This is a genomic window from Mycobacterium sp. NPDC048908 (assembly GCF_043197955.1).
Classification (GTDB): domain Bacteria; phylum Actinomycetota; class Actinomycetes; order Mycobacteriales; family Mycobacteriaceae; genus Mycobacterium.
Genome location: NZ_JBICUE010000008.1, coordinates 121079 through 135693, shown reverse-complemented (window position 1 = coordinate 135693; position 14615 = coordinate 121079). Strand labels below are relative to the sequence as shown.

At 66.5% G+C, this 14615-nt stretch carries 15 protein-coding genes and 1 pseudogene; 6 read left to right on the top strand and 10 right to left on the bottom strand.

The window, feature by feature from the left end:
* Positions 1–109 precede the first annotated feature (109 nt).
* Entirely contained in the window at positions 110–973 is an 864-nt protein-coding gene (locus ACGFK1_RS21155; protein ID WP_393433597.1) for an SDR family oxidoreductase, read from the top strand.
* 359 nt (positions 974–1332) lie between these two features.
* Here ACGFK1_RS21155 and ACGFK1_RS21150 read toward each other — a convergent pair whose 3' ends face one another.
* From ACGFK1_RS21150 to ACGFK1_RS21125, 6 genes are read right to left on the bottom strand one after another with little or no spacing between them, the layout of a single operon-like run.
* Positions 1333–1749 carry a hypothetical protein gene (locus tag ACGFK1_RS21150; protein WP_393433594.1) on the bottom strand — a complete coding sequence of 139 codons (417 nt, stop codon included), beginning with the start codon at positions 1747–1749 and terminating at the stop codon, positions 1333–1335.
* Positions 1750–2985, bottom strand: coding sequence for an O-succinylhomoserine sulfhydrylase (locus ACGFK1_RS21145; protein WP_393433591.1), 1236 nt, complete (start codon positions 2983–2985; stop codon positions 1750–1752).
* Positions 2970–3383 carry a rhodanese-like domain-containing protein gene (locus ACGFK1_RS21140; RefSeq protein ID WP_393433588.1) on the bottom strand — a complete coding sequence of 138 codons (414 nt, stop codon included), beginning with the start codon at positions 3381–3383 and terminating at the stop codon, positions 2970–2972. The genes ACGFK1_RS21145 and ACGFK1_RS21140 overlap by 16 nt, the downstream gene beginning before the upstream one ends.
* Positions 3384–3402: 19 nt before the next feature.
* Positions 3403–3777, bottom strand: a complete 375-nt coding sequence (locus ACGFK1_RS21135; protein WP_393434091.1) for a lumazine-binding protein — start codon at positions 3775–3777, stop codon at positions 3403–3405.
* Between the two features lie 56 nt (positions 3778–3833).
* A complete protein-coding gene (purT, locus tag ACGFK1_RS21130) occupies positions 3834–5042 on the bottom strand; it encodes a formate-dependent phosphoribosylglycinamide formyltransferase (RefSeq protein ID WP_393433585.1) in 1209 nt (402 codons plus the stop codon).
* 23 nt (positions 5043–5065) lie between these two features.
* Entirely contained in the window at positions 5066–5377 is a 312-nt protein-coding gene (locus tag ACGFK1_RS21125) for a UBP-type zinc finger domain-containing protein (protein WP_393433582.1), read from the bottom strand.
* Positions 5378–5439: 62 nt separating this feature from the next.
* Here ACGFK1_RS21125 and ACGFK1_RS21120 point away from each other — a divergent pair, with 62 nt between their 5' ends.
* Entirely contained in the window at positions 5440–7029 is a 1590-nt protein-coding gene (locus ACGFK1_RS21120) for a Na+/H+ antiporter (protein WP_393433580.1), read from the top strand.
* On the opposite strand, the gene ACGFK1_RS21115 is transcribed toward ACGFK1_RS21120, so the two are convergent.
* Positions 7016–7498 carry a MarR family winged helix-turn-helix transcriptional regulator gene (locus ACGFK1_RS21115; RefSeq protein ID WP_393433577.1) on the bottom strand — a complete coding sequence of 161 codons (483 nt, stop codon included), beginning with the start codon at positions 7496–7498 and terminating at the stop codon, positions 7016–7018. The genes ACGFK1_RS21120 and ACGFK1_RS21115 overlap by 14 nt on opposite strands.
* Before the next feature lie 69 nt (positions 7499–7567).
* Between ACGFK1_RS21115 and ACGFK1_RS21110 the strand changes: the two are divergent.
* From ACGFK1_RS21110 to ACGFK1_RS21095, 4 genes and pseudogenes are all read left to right on the top strand, one after another.
* Positions 7568–9608: pseudogene (locus ACGFK1_RS21110) on the top strand (MMPL family transporter).
* Entirely contained in the window at positions 9556–10362 is an 807-nt protein-coding gene (locus ACGFK1_RS21105; protein ID WP_393433575.1) for an alpha/beta fold hydrolase, read from the top strand. The pseudogene ACGFK1_RS21110 and the gene ACGFK1_RS21105 overlap by 53 nt, the downstream one beginning before the upstream one ends.
* 9 nt (positions 10363–10371) lie before the next feature.
* A complete protein-coding gene (locus ACGFK1_RS21100; protein ID WP_393433572.1) occupies positions 10372–11604 on the top strand; it encodes a cytochrome P450 in 1233 nt (410 codons plus the stop codon).
* Positions 11601–11792, top strand: a complete 192-nt coding sequence (locus ACGFK1_RS21095; RefSeq protein ID WP_393433569.1) for a ferredoxin — start codon at positions 11601–11603, stop codon at positions 11790–11792. Before ACGFK1_RS21100 ends, ACGFK1_RS21095 begins: the two co-directional genes overlap by 4 nt.
* Positions 11793–11911: 119 nt before the next feature.
* On the opposite strand, the gene ACGFK1_RS21090 is transcribed toward ACGFK1_RS21095, so the two are convergent.
* From ACGFK1_RS21090 to ACGFK1_RS21080, 3 genes are read right to left on the bottom strand one after another with little or no spacing between them, the layout of a single operon-like run.
* On the bottom strand, positions 11912–12556 hold the full coding sequence (locus tag ACGFK1_RS21090; RefSeq protein WP_393433566.1) for a hypothetical protein: 645 nt from the start codon (positions 12554–12556) through the stop codon (positions 11912–11914).
* The gene (locus ACGFK1_RS21085; protein WP_393433563.1) at positions 12553–13197 is read right to left on the bottom strand and encodes a PaaI family thioesterase; all 645 of its coding nucleotides are present in this window, start codon (positions 13195–13197) and stop codon (positions 12553–12555) included. Before ACGFK1_RS21085 ends, ACGFK1_RS21090 begins: the two co-directional genes overlap by 4 nt.
* A 28-nt stretch (positions 13198–13225) precedes the next feature.
* Positions 13226–14521, bottom strand: coding sequence for an adenylosuccinate synthase (locus tag ACGFK1_RS21080; RefSeq protein ID WP_393433560.1), 1296 nt, complete (start codon positions 14519–14521; stop codon positions 13226–13228).
* Between the last annotated feature and the right edge of the window lie 94 nt (positions 14522–14615).

Sequence of the window (14615 nt, the reverse complement as noted above, 5' to 3'; positions counted from 1 at the left end):
ATGTCTAACGCGAACACCTCGGGTGCATTCCAGAGTCGCGGATTCGCTCAGCCTGATCGCAAATAACCCCACTTCCCAGTCAAACTTGACACGTGTAAAGTTTGGCCGCATGGACAACATCGCAGGCAGAACCATCGCGATCACTGGGGCCGCCCGCGGCATCGGCTACGCCACCGCCAAGGCGCTGCTCGCCCATGGCGCCCGCGTCGTGATCGGTGACCGCGACGTCGCGCTGCAGGAGTCGGCCGTCGCAGATCTCACCAAGCTGGGGTCGGTATCGGGGTATCCGCTCGACGTCACCGATCGCGATTCGTTCGCCACGTTCCTCGACAAGGCCCGCACCGACGGGGGCGGCCACATCGATGTGCTGATCAACAACGCGGGCGTGATGCCGATCGGTCCGTTCCTCGAGGAGTCCGAGCAGGCCATTCGGTCGTCCATCGAGGTGAACCTGTACGGCGTGCTGACCGGCTGCCAGCTGGCGCTGCCGGACATGGTGGCGCGTCGACGCGGCCACATCGTCAACATCGCCTCGCTGTCGGGGCTGATCCCTGTTCCCGGGCAGGTGGTCTACGTCGGCGCAAAGTTCGGTGTGGTCGGCCTGTCCGCCGCACTGGCCGACGAGATGGCGCCGCACGGCGTCAACGTGTCGGTGGTGATGCCGCCGTTCACCAACACCGAACTGATCTCCGGCACCAAGAGCGGTGGGGCGATCAAGCCGGTGGAGCCGTCGGAGATCGCGGCGGCGGTGATCAAGACGCTCCAGAAGCCCAAGACCCACGTTTCGGTGCCTGCCGTGCTGCGGTTCACCGCGCAGGCCGCGCAAATGCTGGGGCCACGTGGGCGCCGTTGGATGAACAAGCAATTGGGGCTGGACTCGGTCTTTCTCGAATTCGATCGTGCGGCGCGGCAGAGCTACGAGCAGCGCGCGCGGGCCGCACAGGGCGTCATCGAGGGGTCCGAAAAGGGTTAGCGGCGTCGCCTCCGTCCGCGAAATGCACGTTTTGTAGAAACCTTCCCGCAATTCCTCTACAAAACGTGCATTCCGGCGAAGTGTGCCGGAGCCGGGCACTACGGAATATCGGGCCTTCCGGCCGACGTGTCATCTATCTCAAGTCCGAGCATGGCGGCCAGACAGCCGTGATCCGCGCAGTCGTGAGTCGTCGGAGTGGTGTTGTCGGTCATCTGAATTCTCCTGTTCGCGTAGCCATCTGGGGCGAACACAAGCTATGCGTCGCGAAGCCGCGCTGGCTCGCTTGTGCGCACAAACCGCACAACACGCGATTTACAGGGTTCTGCGCATTGCGTTCAGAGAGCGTTGGGGCCCGAGAATCAGTCGAAGGCCGGCGGTGGATCCCCGGCGCGATACGCCTCGATGGCTTCGAGATGTTCGAAGAACAGGTCCGGGGCGAACTCCGGTGATTCCGAGTTGCCTGCCAACATCAGGTGCACGATCTGGGCGTCCTCGGCGGCCGTCATCCAGACCGTCGTCACCGGCGCGAGTTCGTCGCCGTCGACGTCGGTGGCCGACGGCGGGTAGCTCCAGAACACGAAGTCCTCGTCGGACTCGTCCTCGTCGAATTCCCAGCCGCGCTGGGCGATTCGCGCGTCGAACGCTTCCAGGTCGGTGGCGATCGCGGCCTGGGTGGCCACCAGATCTTCCATCACGGTGTCAGGAACCCAGGTCGCGTCCTTGGCCGCCCGCCGCTTGTTGCGGCGAGCCTTTTTCGCCTCGGATTTCCGCGACACCTAGTCCAGCGCCTGGTCGAGGTCGGCGATCAGATCCTCGGTTCCCTCCAGCCCCACCGAGATCCGCACCACGCCGTCGCCGAGTCCGATCGCGGCGCGGCCCTCCGGGCCCATCGCCCGGTGCGTGGTGGTGGCGGGGTGAGTGATCAGCGATTTGGAATCGCCGAGGTTGTTCGAGATGTCGACGATCCGCAGCTTGTCGAGCACCTCGAATGCGCGCTCTTTGCTGCCACCCGCGAGTTCGAACGTGACAACCGTTCCGCCGCCGGTCATTTGGCGCTTGGCAAGATCGTATTGCGGATGCGACTCCAGGAACGGATACTTCACCCAACTCACCGACGGATGGTTCTGAAGAAACTCCGCGATGCGCTGCGCCGAGGCGTTCTGGTGCTCGACGCGAACCGCCAGGGTCTCCAGCCCCTTCAACAGTGTCCACGCGTTGAACGGACTCAGCGCAGGGCCGGTGTGCCTCATCAACTTCTGCACCGGTTCGTCGATGTACTCCTTCGACCCGAGGATCGCACCGCCAAGCACGCGGCCCTGGCCGTCGATGTGCTTGGTGCCCGAGTACACCACGACGTCGACCCCCAGCGGGAAGCCCTGCTGCAGGATGGGCGTGGCGAAAACATTGTCCAGCACCACTTTTGCCCCTGCCGCATGTGCCATCTGACTGACCGCGGCGATGTCCACCAACGACTGCATCGGGTTAGACGGCGTCTCGAAGAACACCGCCTGTGTCGGCACCGATAATGCGTCTTCCCACTGCGAGAGGTCGTCACCGTCGACGAAGACCGTCTCGACCCCCCAGCGCGGAAGGATCTCGCTGCACACCACGAAGCAGGAGCCGAACAACGACCGGGCCGCGACCAGCCGGTCACCTGCGCCCACCAGCGCGCCCAGCGACGTGAACACCGCCGCCATGCCCGTCGCCGTCGCGAAACACGCAGGCGCGCCTTCGATCAGCCGCAACCGCTCCTCGAACATCGAGATCGTCGGGTTGCCGTAGCGGGAGTACACATAGCGGTCGATGTCGCCGGTGAACGCCTTCTCGGCCTCGGCAGCCGAGGCGTAGACATACCCGGACGTCAGAAACAGGCCCTCTGCGGTCTCCTCGAAGCCGGACCTGAGCAGCCCACCGCGCACGCCTATGGTGGCCTGGCTGACGCCGTCGGGCAATTCAGCAGGCGTACGCACGGAAGGCACTGACGGATCGTGGCTGCTCACGACTGTCTCCATGGCAGTCCGACGGCTTTCCACCCGGTGTGGCCGCGGTGTCTGTTCTCGTCAAGGTTGCCCTCGAACCCGTCGAGCACGTTGTAGGACGGCGCGATGCCTGCCTCCGTCGCCGCCTCGGCGGCGCCGATCGACCGATTGCCCGAGCGGCACAGGAACACCACCGGCCGGTCACCCGGGGTCACCCCCGCCGCCTTGAGATCCTCGACGAAGTTGTCGTTGTGCTTGCCGTCGGTGTGGTTCCACTCCACGTACACGACGTCGCGTTCCAGTGAGGACAGGTCTGCCACCCCGACAAAGCGCCATTCGGCGTCCGTGCGGCAATCGACCAGCACGGCCTCGGAGTTGTCGGCCAGCAGCTTCCAAGCCTCCTCAGGTGTGATGTCTCCTGCGTAGGTCACAAGCCGAAGTCTTCCACAGCTAGCTGGGACCGGTTGAACAGACCTTCCATGCTCCGTCCTCGCGCACAAAAGTCATCTCGACACCGGTTTTGGCATCCGGCGCCTTGTCGAAATGATAGGTCACCGTGGCGGTGGCGCGATCACCGTCGACCTTGATCTCGGTGACGTCGTCGACGAACCGTTCCCCCCGCTTGGACACCGAATCGCGTTGCTGGGCAAGGATATCCGCGTCGGCGCCCTGGTGTTCACGGCAAGTGTAGGTGCGGAAGTCGGCGTAGCTCTGTCGCTGAAGCGCATCGTTCTGGCCGACTGCGGCGCGGCCGACCTGCTGTTCGGCGGGCGGATCGTCGGAGCCGAAGAGGTTGAACAGCCAGATTGCGCTCACCACGAGCATTATGACGGCCAGCGCACCAAGGAACGGCGCCAATGTCGGGCGGTCGGCGGGCTCGGTCACCACAGTTTGCGTAGGGCCGCCGACACCCGGCGGGCCCGGTCACGCGCGACGATCGGATCGGGCGCGGTGGCCAGCGCCACCCCAAGCCGCCGCCGTCCGTCGGTCTCGTCGGGCCGGTCGAACAGCCGCACATCGCTTTCCGCGACGGCCAGCGCCTCGGCGACCACCTGCATGTCCACGTCGGCGGGGACCGTGGACTCTGCTCCCGCGTAGCTGACCTCTGCCGCGGCGGGCGAAATCATGATCGTGTCCACCGCGAGCCCGAGGATCGCGCGGGCGTGCAGCTCGAACTGCGAAAGGCGTTGGGAGCGAAGCGTTACCAGCCCGCTGTCGTAGGGCCGCGGCCGGACGTCGGCGAAATACACCTCGTCGCCGCGGACGAGTAGTTCCACCCCGAATACGCCACGGCCGCCCAGCGAGTTGACGATGCGGGCCGCGACCGACTTCGCCGCGTCGAGTGCGGCCGGCGACATCCTCTGCGGCTGCCAGGACTCCAGCACGTCGCCCTCGGCCTGATGGTGGCCGATGGGCTCACAGAAGTGCACCGCTGGACCCGCGGGCCCATAGGTGCGGACGGTCAACAGCGTGATCTCGAAATCGACCTCGACCACCGTCTCGGCCAGCACGCGATTGTGCGGAATGTGTCCTGCGGCAATCGCCCGGTGCCATGCGGCCGCGACGTCTTCGCTACGCACCAGCACCGACTGGCCCTCGCCGGGCGGCGCCGCGATCGGCTTGACGACCAGCGGAAAACCAGCGTGCTCGGCCACCGCGGTCAGCTCCTCCACCGAACCGGCGAACCAGAACGGCGCGGTGGGCAGCCCCAGCTCGTCGGCGGCCAGCCTGCGCAGACCCTCGCGGTCCATCGACAGCCGCGTGCTGCGCGGAGTGGGGAAAACCTCGATGCCGTCCCCCTCGGCGACGGCGATCAGCGCGTCGGCGGCGATCAGACCCGACTCCGCGACGATATAGCGCGGCTTTTCCTTGCCGATCAGAGCGGTCAGCTCCTCGGCGTCGGTCATCTTGACCACCGCGGAACGGTCGGCGACGCCGTGCGCGGGGGCATCGGCGTACCGGTCGACGGCGATGACGTCGGCGCCCAGCCGCTGGAAGGCCAGCGCCAACTCGCGGCTCAACTCGCCGGAGCCCAGCAGCATCACGGTGGACCCTGTGCGGGCGGTCGACTCTTCCGTGGTTTCACTCATCGCGCGTCCAGCCTGCCAGATGCTCAGCCGAGTCGGACGTCGATGTAGCACCACCGCCAGTCCTCGCCCGGCTCGGCCGAGCGCATCACCGGATGGCTGGTGGTGCGAAAATGTTCGCTCGCATGCTGGTGTGGGCTCGAGTCACAGCAGCCGACGTGGCCGCATGTCAGGCACATGCGCAGGTGCGCCCACGTACTCTCACCGAGCTGTTCGCAGTCCTGGCATTTGCCGGGACTGAGCGGTTCGATGGGTGATTGCCCGGTCTGGGCGAGGTGCTCGCATGTATCGGGGACCGTCGTCGAGCCGACGTCGCTCCGGCGTGATCTCCTCAGCATGCTGACCAAGAGTACAAAGCCGCACCGGCGGCAACATCGAGCGGAAGGGGAGGTTCCTCGCAATGGGTGCCTCACTGCTGGCGGTCCTCGTGGTATCGGTCCTGCTGGCGGCGGTGGCCAGGCGTTACGACCTGTCCGCGCCGCTGGCGCTGGTCATGGCCGGTCTGCTGGCCGGCCTGATTCCCGGGTTCAAGCAGATCGAGCTGGATCCCGAACTGGTGCTCTACGTGCTGCTGCCGCCGCTACTGTGGTCGGCCGGGCTGGAGAGCAGCTACGTCGCGCTGCGCCGCAACATCCGGTCGATCGGGCTACTCGCCGTCGGGTTGCCGCTCGCGACGACCATCGCGGTGGGCTTCGTGGCCTACCACGTCGTGCCCGAGTTGACGGTGGCTGCCGCGTTGACCCTTGGCGCCATCGTGGCTCCGCCCGACGCGGTGTCTGCCACCGCGGTCGGCCGCAGACTCGGTCTGCCGCGCCGGGTGATGACGCTGCTCGGCGGCGAGAGCCTGCTCAACGACGCGACCGCGCTGACCGCGTACAGGGTGTCGTTGGCGGCGGCAATCGGCACGGCGGCGACGTGGACCGGCGGACTCACGACGTTCGCGGTGGCGGCAGCGGGCGGCGTCGTGGTCGGGCTGGCGTTGGGGGCGATCACCTCGTTCGTGCGGTGGCGGCTCGACGACCCCTTGGTGGAAAGCGCCATCGGGCTGGTGGCGCCGTTCGTCATCTATTTGACCGCCGAGGAGATTCACGGTTCGGGTGTGCTCGCGGTCGTGGTCGCAGCATTGATGCTGGGCCAGAAGTCCACACTGGCCGGCTATGCCACCCGGCTTCAGGACAATGCGGTATGGAAGGCGCTGACGCTGATCCTCGAATCGTTCGCGTTCCTGTTGATCGGCCTGCAGTTGCCCACCGTGGTCGGCGAACTCGAAGGCACCAGGGCGTCGGTCATCGCGATCTCGTCGGCCGCGGTGCTGGCGACGGTGATCGTGGTCAGGATCGTGTGGGTGTTCGTCTTCGCGTATCTGCCTCGTGCGTTGTCGCCCCGCATGCGCGCGCACGAGGCAGCGCCGACGCCCGCGGAGGTGTTCATTGTCGCGTGGGCGGGCATGCGCGGGGTGGTGTCGCTGGCCGCCGCGTTCGGTGTACCGCTGACGACGCTGTCGGGTGCGCCGTTCCCCGGCAGGCCGCAACTGGTGTTCCTGACGTTCGTCGTCGTGATCGGCACCCTGCTGTTGCACGGCCTCACGCTGCCGTGGCTGATCCGCCGTCTCGGCGTACAGGGTGACGACGCCCGCGCCGACGCGATCGCCACCGCGGGGGCGCAGGACAAGGCGGCACGCGCGGCCGAGGAGCGGCTCGACCAGTTGTTGGCCGAGGAGCAGGTCGGCGATGTCCACCAGCGGGCCGCAGAAGTGTTGCGCAGCTGGAACACTCGCAGACGCAACTCGGCATGGGAGCGGCTGGGCCGCGACGCCGGTCAGATCGGGGAGAGCCCGGCGGCGGCGTTCCGGCGACTGCGGTTGGAGATGCTGGCGGCCGAACGCGCGACGTTCATCGCCGAACGCGACAGCGGGCACATCGACGACGAAGTGCTGCGTGAAGCGCTGCGCGGACTGGACCTCGAGGAGGCAACGCTCAACCGGGGCTAGCGTCGAGTTCGCCGCGGAACGCCCGCATCGCGGTGATCACCGCGGTGAACGTGCGATGCGCCGCCTCGAGATCAGCGTCGGGGATGTCGGCCAGTGCTCGCCGGGTGTGCTCGGCGAGCGGCGTGAAGAAGCCGAGGGCGACCTCCGTGCCGTGGTCGGCCACCCGCAGGATCACCTTGCGCCTGTCATTCGGATCGGACTCGCGGCGGACATGACCTGACGCGATCATCCGCTCCACCAGGTACGTGATAGCCGCACCCGAGACCCCCATCTGCTGCCGAAGCTCGCCCGCGGTCAACGGCATACCGGAGTTTTCGGCCACCATGATGTGCAGCAGCGCCCGGAAGTCGTTGGCGGCCACCTGATGTCGACCCGCGAAGTGCCTGCCGATCTGATCCGACTCGGCTGTCATCGCCCGCACGTCGGCGGCGATCACCAGTTCCATGGCACTGCGCGCGGCCTTCGACATTGCCCCAGCATAGCCCGATGCATTTAATTTGCTTAATTATTAAGTTCCTGAAATATTGGGCTCATGTCCGTGTCGAACCGCTCGTCCTGGATATGGGCGGTTCTCGTCGTGCTGGCGTCCGGGATCTTGATAGGCCTGTTCGGCGGGGGCGATTCGAATCAACAATCACCGGTCCCGGTACCCGCCAACGCTGAATCGACACGTGCCGACGCGTTGCGCGCTCAGTTCCCCGGCGGTGACAAGGCGCCTGCGATCGTCGTCGTCACCCGTCGCGACGGTGAACCGCTGCGCGAGGCCGACCTGGCAGCGGTGCGGCAAGGTCCGCTGCAGGTGTCCCAGGACGGCCGCGCGGCGCTGACCGCCATTCCGATGGACGCCGCGCTGTCCGGGTTCGCACTCAACGACGCGGTGGAGTCGTTGCGCGCCAATGTGTCTCGCGATCTGCCCGCCGATCTGCGGGTCGAGGTCACCGGTGGTCCCGCGTTCGGCGCCGACATCGCGAATTCGTTCTCCGGCGCCAACGTCACGCTGCTGGCGGTGACGGGGGCCGTGGTGGCACTGCTGCTGATCGTCACCTACCGCTCACCGGTGCTGTGGCTGGTGCCGCTTGCGGTGATCGGCTTCGCCGACCGCGTCGCGGCGGTGGTGGGCAGCGGGATCGCCGACGCGGTGGGCATGGAACCAGACGGTTCGACGTCGGGCATCACCAGCGTGCTGGTGTTCGGAGCGGGAACGAACTACGCGCTGCTGCTCATTTCACGGTATCGAGAAGAGTTGGGGCGCAACGGGGATCACCGAGCGGCGCTTGCCGTGGCGGTACGGCGGGCCGGCCCCGCGATCATCGCGAGCAATGCGACCGTGGTACTCGCCCTTCTCACCTTGGTGTTCGCCGAATCGCCGAGCACCCGCAGCCTGGGTGTGCAGGCGGCGGCAGGATTGGTGGTCGCAGCCGTCTACGTATTGGTGGTGCTTCCCCCGCTGCTCGGGTTGTTCGGCAAGCGGTTGTTCTGGCCGTTCGTCCCGCATGTCGGCGCCAATCCCCTTACCGAAAACGGCATCTGGCACCGGATCGCCGATGGGGTGGCCCGCAGACCGGCCATCGTCGCGACGGTGGCGATCGCGGCGCTCGCCCTGTTGTGTACCGGTCTGCTTTCCACGCCGACGGGCCTGTCGCAGACCGAACAGTTCCGGGTGAAGGCCGAATCGGTCAGCGGCTACCAGACCCTGGCGGCGCACTTCCCGAGCGGGCTGACCGACCCCACCCGTGTCATCGGGCCGACCGCGCGCGCGGCCGACATCCAACGAGCGATCACCGACACACCGGGAGTCGTGTCCGCGACGTCGACCGGCGAGGCGCCCGGCGGGCTGACTCAGTGGTCGGCGGTCGTCGACGCCGAGCCCGCATCCGCTGAGGCGTTCAAAACCATTGACGCGTTGCGTGAGTCGACGCACGCGGTGGACGCAGGTGTGCTGGTCGGCGGGTCCGACGCCCAGGCCAGAGATGCCGGCGCCGCAGCGGCGCGGGACAGGATGGTGATCATCCCGCTGATCCTGGCGGTGGTCCTGATCGTGCTCTACGTGCTGCTGCGCTCAGCGTTGGCACCCTTGGTTCTGGTCGCGGTGACCGTGTTGAGCGCGCTGGCGGCACTGGGTCTCGGCGGCTGGGCCAGCGTGCACGTGTTCGGCTTCCCGGCGTTGGACAAACGCCGCGCCGCTGTTCGCGTTCCTGTTCCTGGTGGCGCTCGGCGTGGACTACACGATCTTCTTGATCACCAGGGCGCGCGAGGAGACGCCTGAACACGGCACGCGCGGTGGCATCGTGCGCGCGGTGTCGGCGACCGGCGCCGTCATCACCAGCGCAGGCATCGTGCTCGCCGCGGTGTTCTGCGTGCTCGGTGTGCTACCGCTGATCGTGCTGACACAGATCGGCATCATTGTGGGACTGGGCATCCTGCTGGACACGTTCGTCGTTCGCACGGTGATCATTCCCGCGCTGTTCACTTTGATCGGGCCCCGCATCTGGTGGCCTGCGCTGCGCAGGGACTACGGTGCGACGAATGGAGACACTCGAGGTCGACACCGTGCTGGGGAAGGTGCACGTCCGCACTAGCGGCAGCGGTGAGCCGATGATGTTCTGGCCCAGTCTGCTGATGACGGGCGGCATGTGGGTGGCCCAAGCCGAGCACTTCGAAGCCGACCATCAGGTGATCCTCGTCGACCCGCCGGGCTTCGGCGAGAGCGAGAAGCTCACGGCGACATTCACTTTCGATGAATGTGCGCGCTGTATCGCCGACATCCTCGACGACCTGGGAATCAAGCGCACACATTTCGTCGGAAATTCCTGGGGCGGCATGATCGGGGGCACGTTCGCAGCCAACTATCCCGATCGCATCGGCACCGCGGTGCTGATGAATTGCACGGCATCACCCGCGGGCATCATGCAGAAGATCGAATACAACTTCCTGCTCGGGATGGGGGGCCTGCTCGGCGGCATCCGCCCGCCTCTGACCGGTTCGGTACTCAAGGCATTCCTCGGCCCGACGACGTTTCGCACCCGTCCCGATGTCGTGGCGTCCGTGCGCGAAACGGTGCAGCGAGTCGACCTCCGGTCGGGTAGCTGGGCGGTTCGCAGCGTGGTGCCGTTGCGACCGGATCAGCGCGCACTGCTGGGAAAGGTGAAGACGCCCGTGCTCGTGGTCGCGGGCGCCGAGGATGCGACGTTTCCCGTGCACGAGACAACGGCGATGGCCGAGGCGATCCCAGGCGCGACGGCCGAGGTGCTGGACGGGGTGGCACACCTGGCCGCGATGGAGGACCCGGCCGCCGTCAACAAGCTGATCGAGGAGTTTGTCGCCGGCGGGTAGCGTCGTTACATGGCTTCCTCCGATTCCGCGCTCCGCGACGGCGAGGCTCCCGAACTGCCGCCCCTGCACATGCGGCGGATCGGCTTCGATCCGACACCCGCACTGCGGGAGATCCGCGAGAGCACCGGCGTTCGCGCGGCCACCAACTCGTTCGGCATGACGGTCTATCTCGTCACCCGACACGAGGACATCAAGGCGGTGCTGTCGGATCACGAGCGATTCTCCAACGGTCGACCGCCGGGTTTCGTGATCCCCAGCGCGCCACCGGTCTCGGACGAGGAGCAGGCCACCTCACGGGCGGGCAACCTGCTAGGCCTCGACCCGCCCGAACATCAGCGGCTGCGACGCATGCTCACCTCCGAGTTCACCATCCGGCGAATGAAGCGGCTGGAACCGCGCATCATCGAGATCGTCGAAGCGCAGCTCGACTCGATGGAGAAAGCCGGACCCCCAACGGATTTGGTGGCCAACTTCGCGTTGCCCATCCCCTCTCTGGTGATCTGTGAGCTGCTCGGCGTGCCCTACGAAGACCGCGAGGACTTCCAGCACCGCACCGCGCGCCAGTTGGATCTCTCGATTCCCGTCGCCGAGCGCCTCGATCTGGTGCGACGGGGTCGCGAGTACATGGGGTCGTTGGTCGCAAGGGCGCGACGCGCGCCCGGTGACGACATCCTCGGCATGCTGGTGCGTGAACACGGCGACGCGTTGACCGATGCCGAACTGACCGGCATCGCAAGCCTGTTGCTGATCGCCGGGCACGAGACCACCTCGAACATGCTGGGCCTCGGCACGCTGGCGCTGCTGCGGCACCCCAAGCAATTGGCCGCCGTCCGCGACGACCCCGATGCCGTTGGACCCGCGGTCGAGGAACTGCTGCGCTGGTTGTCGATCCTGCACAGCGCGATCCCGAGGATCACCACCACCGACGTCGAGATAGCGGGTGTGCCCATCCCCGAGGGGGAGTTGGTGTTCGTGTCGCTGCCGTCGGGCAACCGCGATCCGGACTTCATCGATGCACCGGAGGTGCTCGACATCGCCCGCGGCGCGCCAGGGCATCTGGCGTTCGGCCACGGCGTGCACCACTGCCTGGGGGCACCGCTGGCGCGCATGGAGATGCGGATCGCATTTCCCGCGTTGCTCAGGCGCTTCCCGACACTGACCCTGGCCGAGGACTTCTCCGACGTGCCGTTCCGCTCGTTTCACTTCATCTACGGTCTGAAGTCTTTGGAGGTGCAGTGGTGAGGGTGCTCGCGGACAGGGCAGTGTGCATCAGCGCCGGAAACTGTGTGATGGCCGCGAGCGCCGTGTTCGATCAGGACGACGACGGCATCGTGATGGTCATGGTCGACGAGGTGCCCGACGCTGAAGACGGCCACGTGCGCGAGGCGGTAAGGCTTTGCCCCTCACAGGCTTTACGCATCGCCGAGTAACCGCCACGCGGCCGTATTCGCGAAATGCACGTTTTGTACCCAAAGTGCGAGTGCGGACGTACAAAACGTGCATTTCGCGGCCGGTCGTCAAGAAGTGCCGGCCCTCAAGGCGTGGCCGACTAGTTGTCGCCGTCCAGGCCGATGACGCCGGCGCGCACCAAGAGCAGCAGGCTGACCACCAGCACCCACACCGGGAACGCCAGCACCAGCCACATGGTGACGTCGCTGGCGACCAAAAGCCCAACGGCGGCAAGGTAACTCACGACAACCAGCCAGCGCGGCATCAGCCCGGTCTTGAGCCAGATGGTGGCCAGCGAGATCATGAACACCGCCGCCATCCGCAGCGCGTAGGTCTTCGTCACCGTCAACAACATCATCTGCCCGAAGGTCGCGACATCCGGGTGCTGCGCCGCGTGGCTGCGCTCCAGGCCCGCGCCCACTCCTGCCGCGACGAACATCATCGCAATGAACAACAACCCACTGCCGATGAGTACCGTCGAGAAGAACTTGTCCTCGTACCGGCCAAGCCCATCGCGCACCACACCCATGAACCACAAGAACGCGATGGCCGCGAACGGCATGATTGTCGCGGCGATCTCGAGCTTCGTGCTGCCTGTGTGCAGCCACTGTGCGCCAGGCTGTTCGCCCTCGGGCAGCGCCAACCGGATGAGCACCAGCGAGGTGCCGAACAGCACCGCGAACAACACACCGGCGACTGCCGCCGCCCGCGGAGTGGAAAGCCTGCGCACGCCGGGCGAAGTCATGGCTGGCCCGGGAGCAGTCGGATCATCAGCCCGTTCGCCTCGGCGAGCAGATTTTCTTCAGGGTCGCTGGGGTCGTACAGCGCCGCGTTGACGAACGCCTTGCGGCCCTCGGTTTCGCGCACCCACCCGCGTGCAGTCAGCGGTATGTCGATCGGTGTCACCTTGCGGTAGTCGACGTGCAGGAAGGCGGTGCGGCTGATCGGCCGCCCCGCCGCGTGGATCACCATGCCGAACACCGAATCGAACAGCAGCGGCAGCACACCGCCGTGCACAGCGTAGTTACCGCCGACCGAGAACCTGCTGAACTGCACGCTCAACTCGACGCCGTCGGGTTCGAACTTCGTCACCCGGTACGGAGGCATCAGCAGGCTGCCCGCGCCGGGCAGCGACGGCACCCGGTTGGCCGGCCCGACACCCTCGGGCGCCTCGAACGGACCGAGCAGCTTCACGAGTTCCTCGGCGCGGTCGGCGGCCAACTCCCACGTGTCGCTGTCGGGGTCCGCCGACACCGCCAAGTCCTGCGTCCTGCGCATCGCGGCGAGAAACCGCCCGAAACCAGGACCGGGGTCGGCCGCCTCGAAATTCGGGAACCCGCCATGCTTGTCGTAATCGGGATCGACGAGATGCGGATCGTCGCTCACAGTTGTCTGCTCTTCGCGCAAGCGCTCATCACCGCGCCGCCAGGATGTCACGCCGCACGATGGTCTGATCGCGTCCCGGCCCGACACCAATGCACGAAACATGCGCCCCGGCAAGCTCTTCCAGCCGCAACACGTAGTCGCGGGCCTTGGCGGGCAGGTCGTCGAATTCCCGGGCGGTGGAGATGTCTTCCCACCAGCCCGGCAGTTCTTCGTATACCGGCTCGGCGCGGCCGATGTCGCTCTGTGTCATCGGCATCTCGTCGGTGCGCTTGCCGTCCACGGTGTAGCCGACGCAGATCGGCACCTTCTCCAGGCTGGACAGCACGTCAAGCTTGGTGAGGAAGTAGTCGGTGATGCCGTTGACCCGGGTGGCGTAGCGCGCGATCACGGCGTCGAACCATCCGCAGCGGCGACGGCGCCCCGTCGTGACGCCGAACTCGCCGCCTGTCTTCGACAGGTACTCGCCCTTTTCGTCGAACAACTCCGTCGGGAACGGACCGGAACCCACCCGGGTGGTGTACGCCTTCAGGATGCCCAGCACCGTCGTGATGCGCGTCGGACCGATGCCCGAACCCACCGCGGCCCCGCCCGCCGTCGGATTCGACGATGTGACAAAGGGATACGTGCCGTGGTCGACGTCGAGCAGCGTGCCCTGCGATCCTTCCAGCAGCACCGTCTCGTCCCTTTCGAGCGCGGTGTTGAGCAGGTAGCGGGCGTCGGCGATGCGGTGCTTGAACCCCTCGGCCTGCGCCAGCAGGTTGTCGACCACCTCGGTGGCCTCGAGCGCCTTGCGGTTGTAGATCTTGACCAGCACTTGATTCTTGAATTCCAGTGCGGCTTCGATCTTTTCGGCAAGCTGCGCCTCGTCGAGCACGTCGGCGACGCGAATGCCGATGCGCGCGATCTTGTCTTGGTAGCACGGGCCGATGCCGCGACCGGTGGTGCCGATCTTCTTGCTGCCCGCGTACCGCTCGACGACCTTGTCGATCGCCACGTGGTACGGCATCAGAAGGTGCGCGTCGGCCGAGATCAACAACCGCTCGGTGTCGACGCCGCGGTCCTCGAGGCCCTTCAATTCGTTGAGCAGCACACCCGGATCGACGACCACCCCGTTGCCGATGACGTTCGTGACGCCCGGCGTGAGGATCCCCGACGGAATCAGATGAAGGGCGAAGTTCTCGCCCGTCGGCAGCACCACGGTGTGGCCCGCGTTGTTGCCACCCTGGTAACGAACCACCCATTGAACGCGGCCACCGAGCAGATCGGTCGCCTTTCCTTTGCCCTCGTCCCCCCACTGGGCGCCGATGAGCACGATTGCCGGCATGGCATAGTCTCCCGCTCTATCTGCCTCAAAACTGTGGCAGCCGGTGACACACCTTATCCCAGCGGAAGGCAAGGAGCGGCGTTGACCACCCGCG

Bases quoted from the DNA above. Each gene is read 5' to 3' on its own strand.
- ACGFK1_RS21090 (WP_393433566.1), bottom strand. From the start codon at position 12,556: ATGACTTCGCCCGGCGTGCGCAGGCTTTCCACTCCGCGGGCGGCGGCA.
- ACGFK1_RS21135 (WP_393434091.1), bottom strand. From the start codon at position 3,777: ATGCTCGTGGTGAGCGCAATCTGGCTGTTCAACCTCTTCGGCTCCGAC.
- ACGFK1_RS21155 (WP_393433597.1), top strand. From the start codon at position 110: ATGGACAACATCGCAGGCAGAACCATCGCGATCACTGGGGCCGCCCGC.
- ACGFK1_RS21100 (WP_393433572.1), top strand. From the start codon at position 10,372: ATGGCTTCCTCCGATTCCGCGCTCCGCGACGGCGAGGCTCCCGAACTG.
- ACGFK1_RS21105 (WP_393433575.1), top strand. From the start codon at position 9,556: ATGGAGACACTCGAGGTCGACACCGTGCTGGGGAAGGTGCACGTCCGC.
- ACGFK1_RS21125 (WP_393433582.1), bottom strand. From the start codon at position 5,377: ATGCTGAGGAGATCACGCCGGAGCGACGTCGGCTCGACGACGGTCCCC.
- ACGFK1_RS21145 (WP_393433591.1), bottom strand. From the start codon at position 2,985: ATGGAGACAGTCGTGAGCAGCCACGATCCGTCAGTGCCTTCCGTGCGT.
- ACGFK1_RS21080 (WP_393433560.1), bottom strand. From the start codon at position 14,521: ATGCCGGCAATCGTGCTCATCGGCGCCCAGTGGGGGGACGAGGGCAAA.
- ACGFK1_RS21120 (WP_393433580.1), top strand. From the start codon at position 5,440: ATGGGTGCCTCACTGCTGGCGGTCCTCGTGGTATCGGTCCTGCTGGCG.
- purT (WP_393433585.1), bottom strand. From the start codon at position 5,042: ATGAGTGAAACCACGGAAGAGTCGACCGCCCGCACAGGGTCCACCGTG.
- ACGFK1_RS21115 (WP_393433577.1), bottom strand. From the start codon at position 7,498: ATGTCGAAGGCCGCGCGCAGTGCCATGGAACTGGTGATCGCCGCCGAC.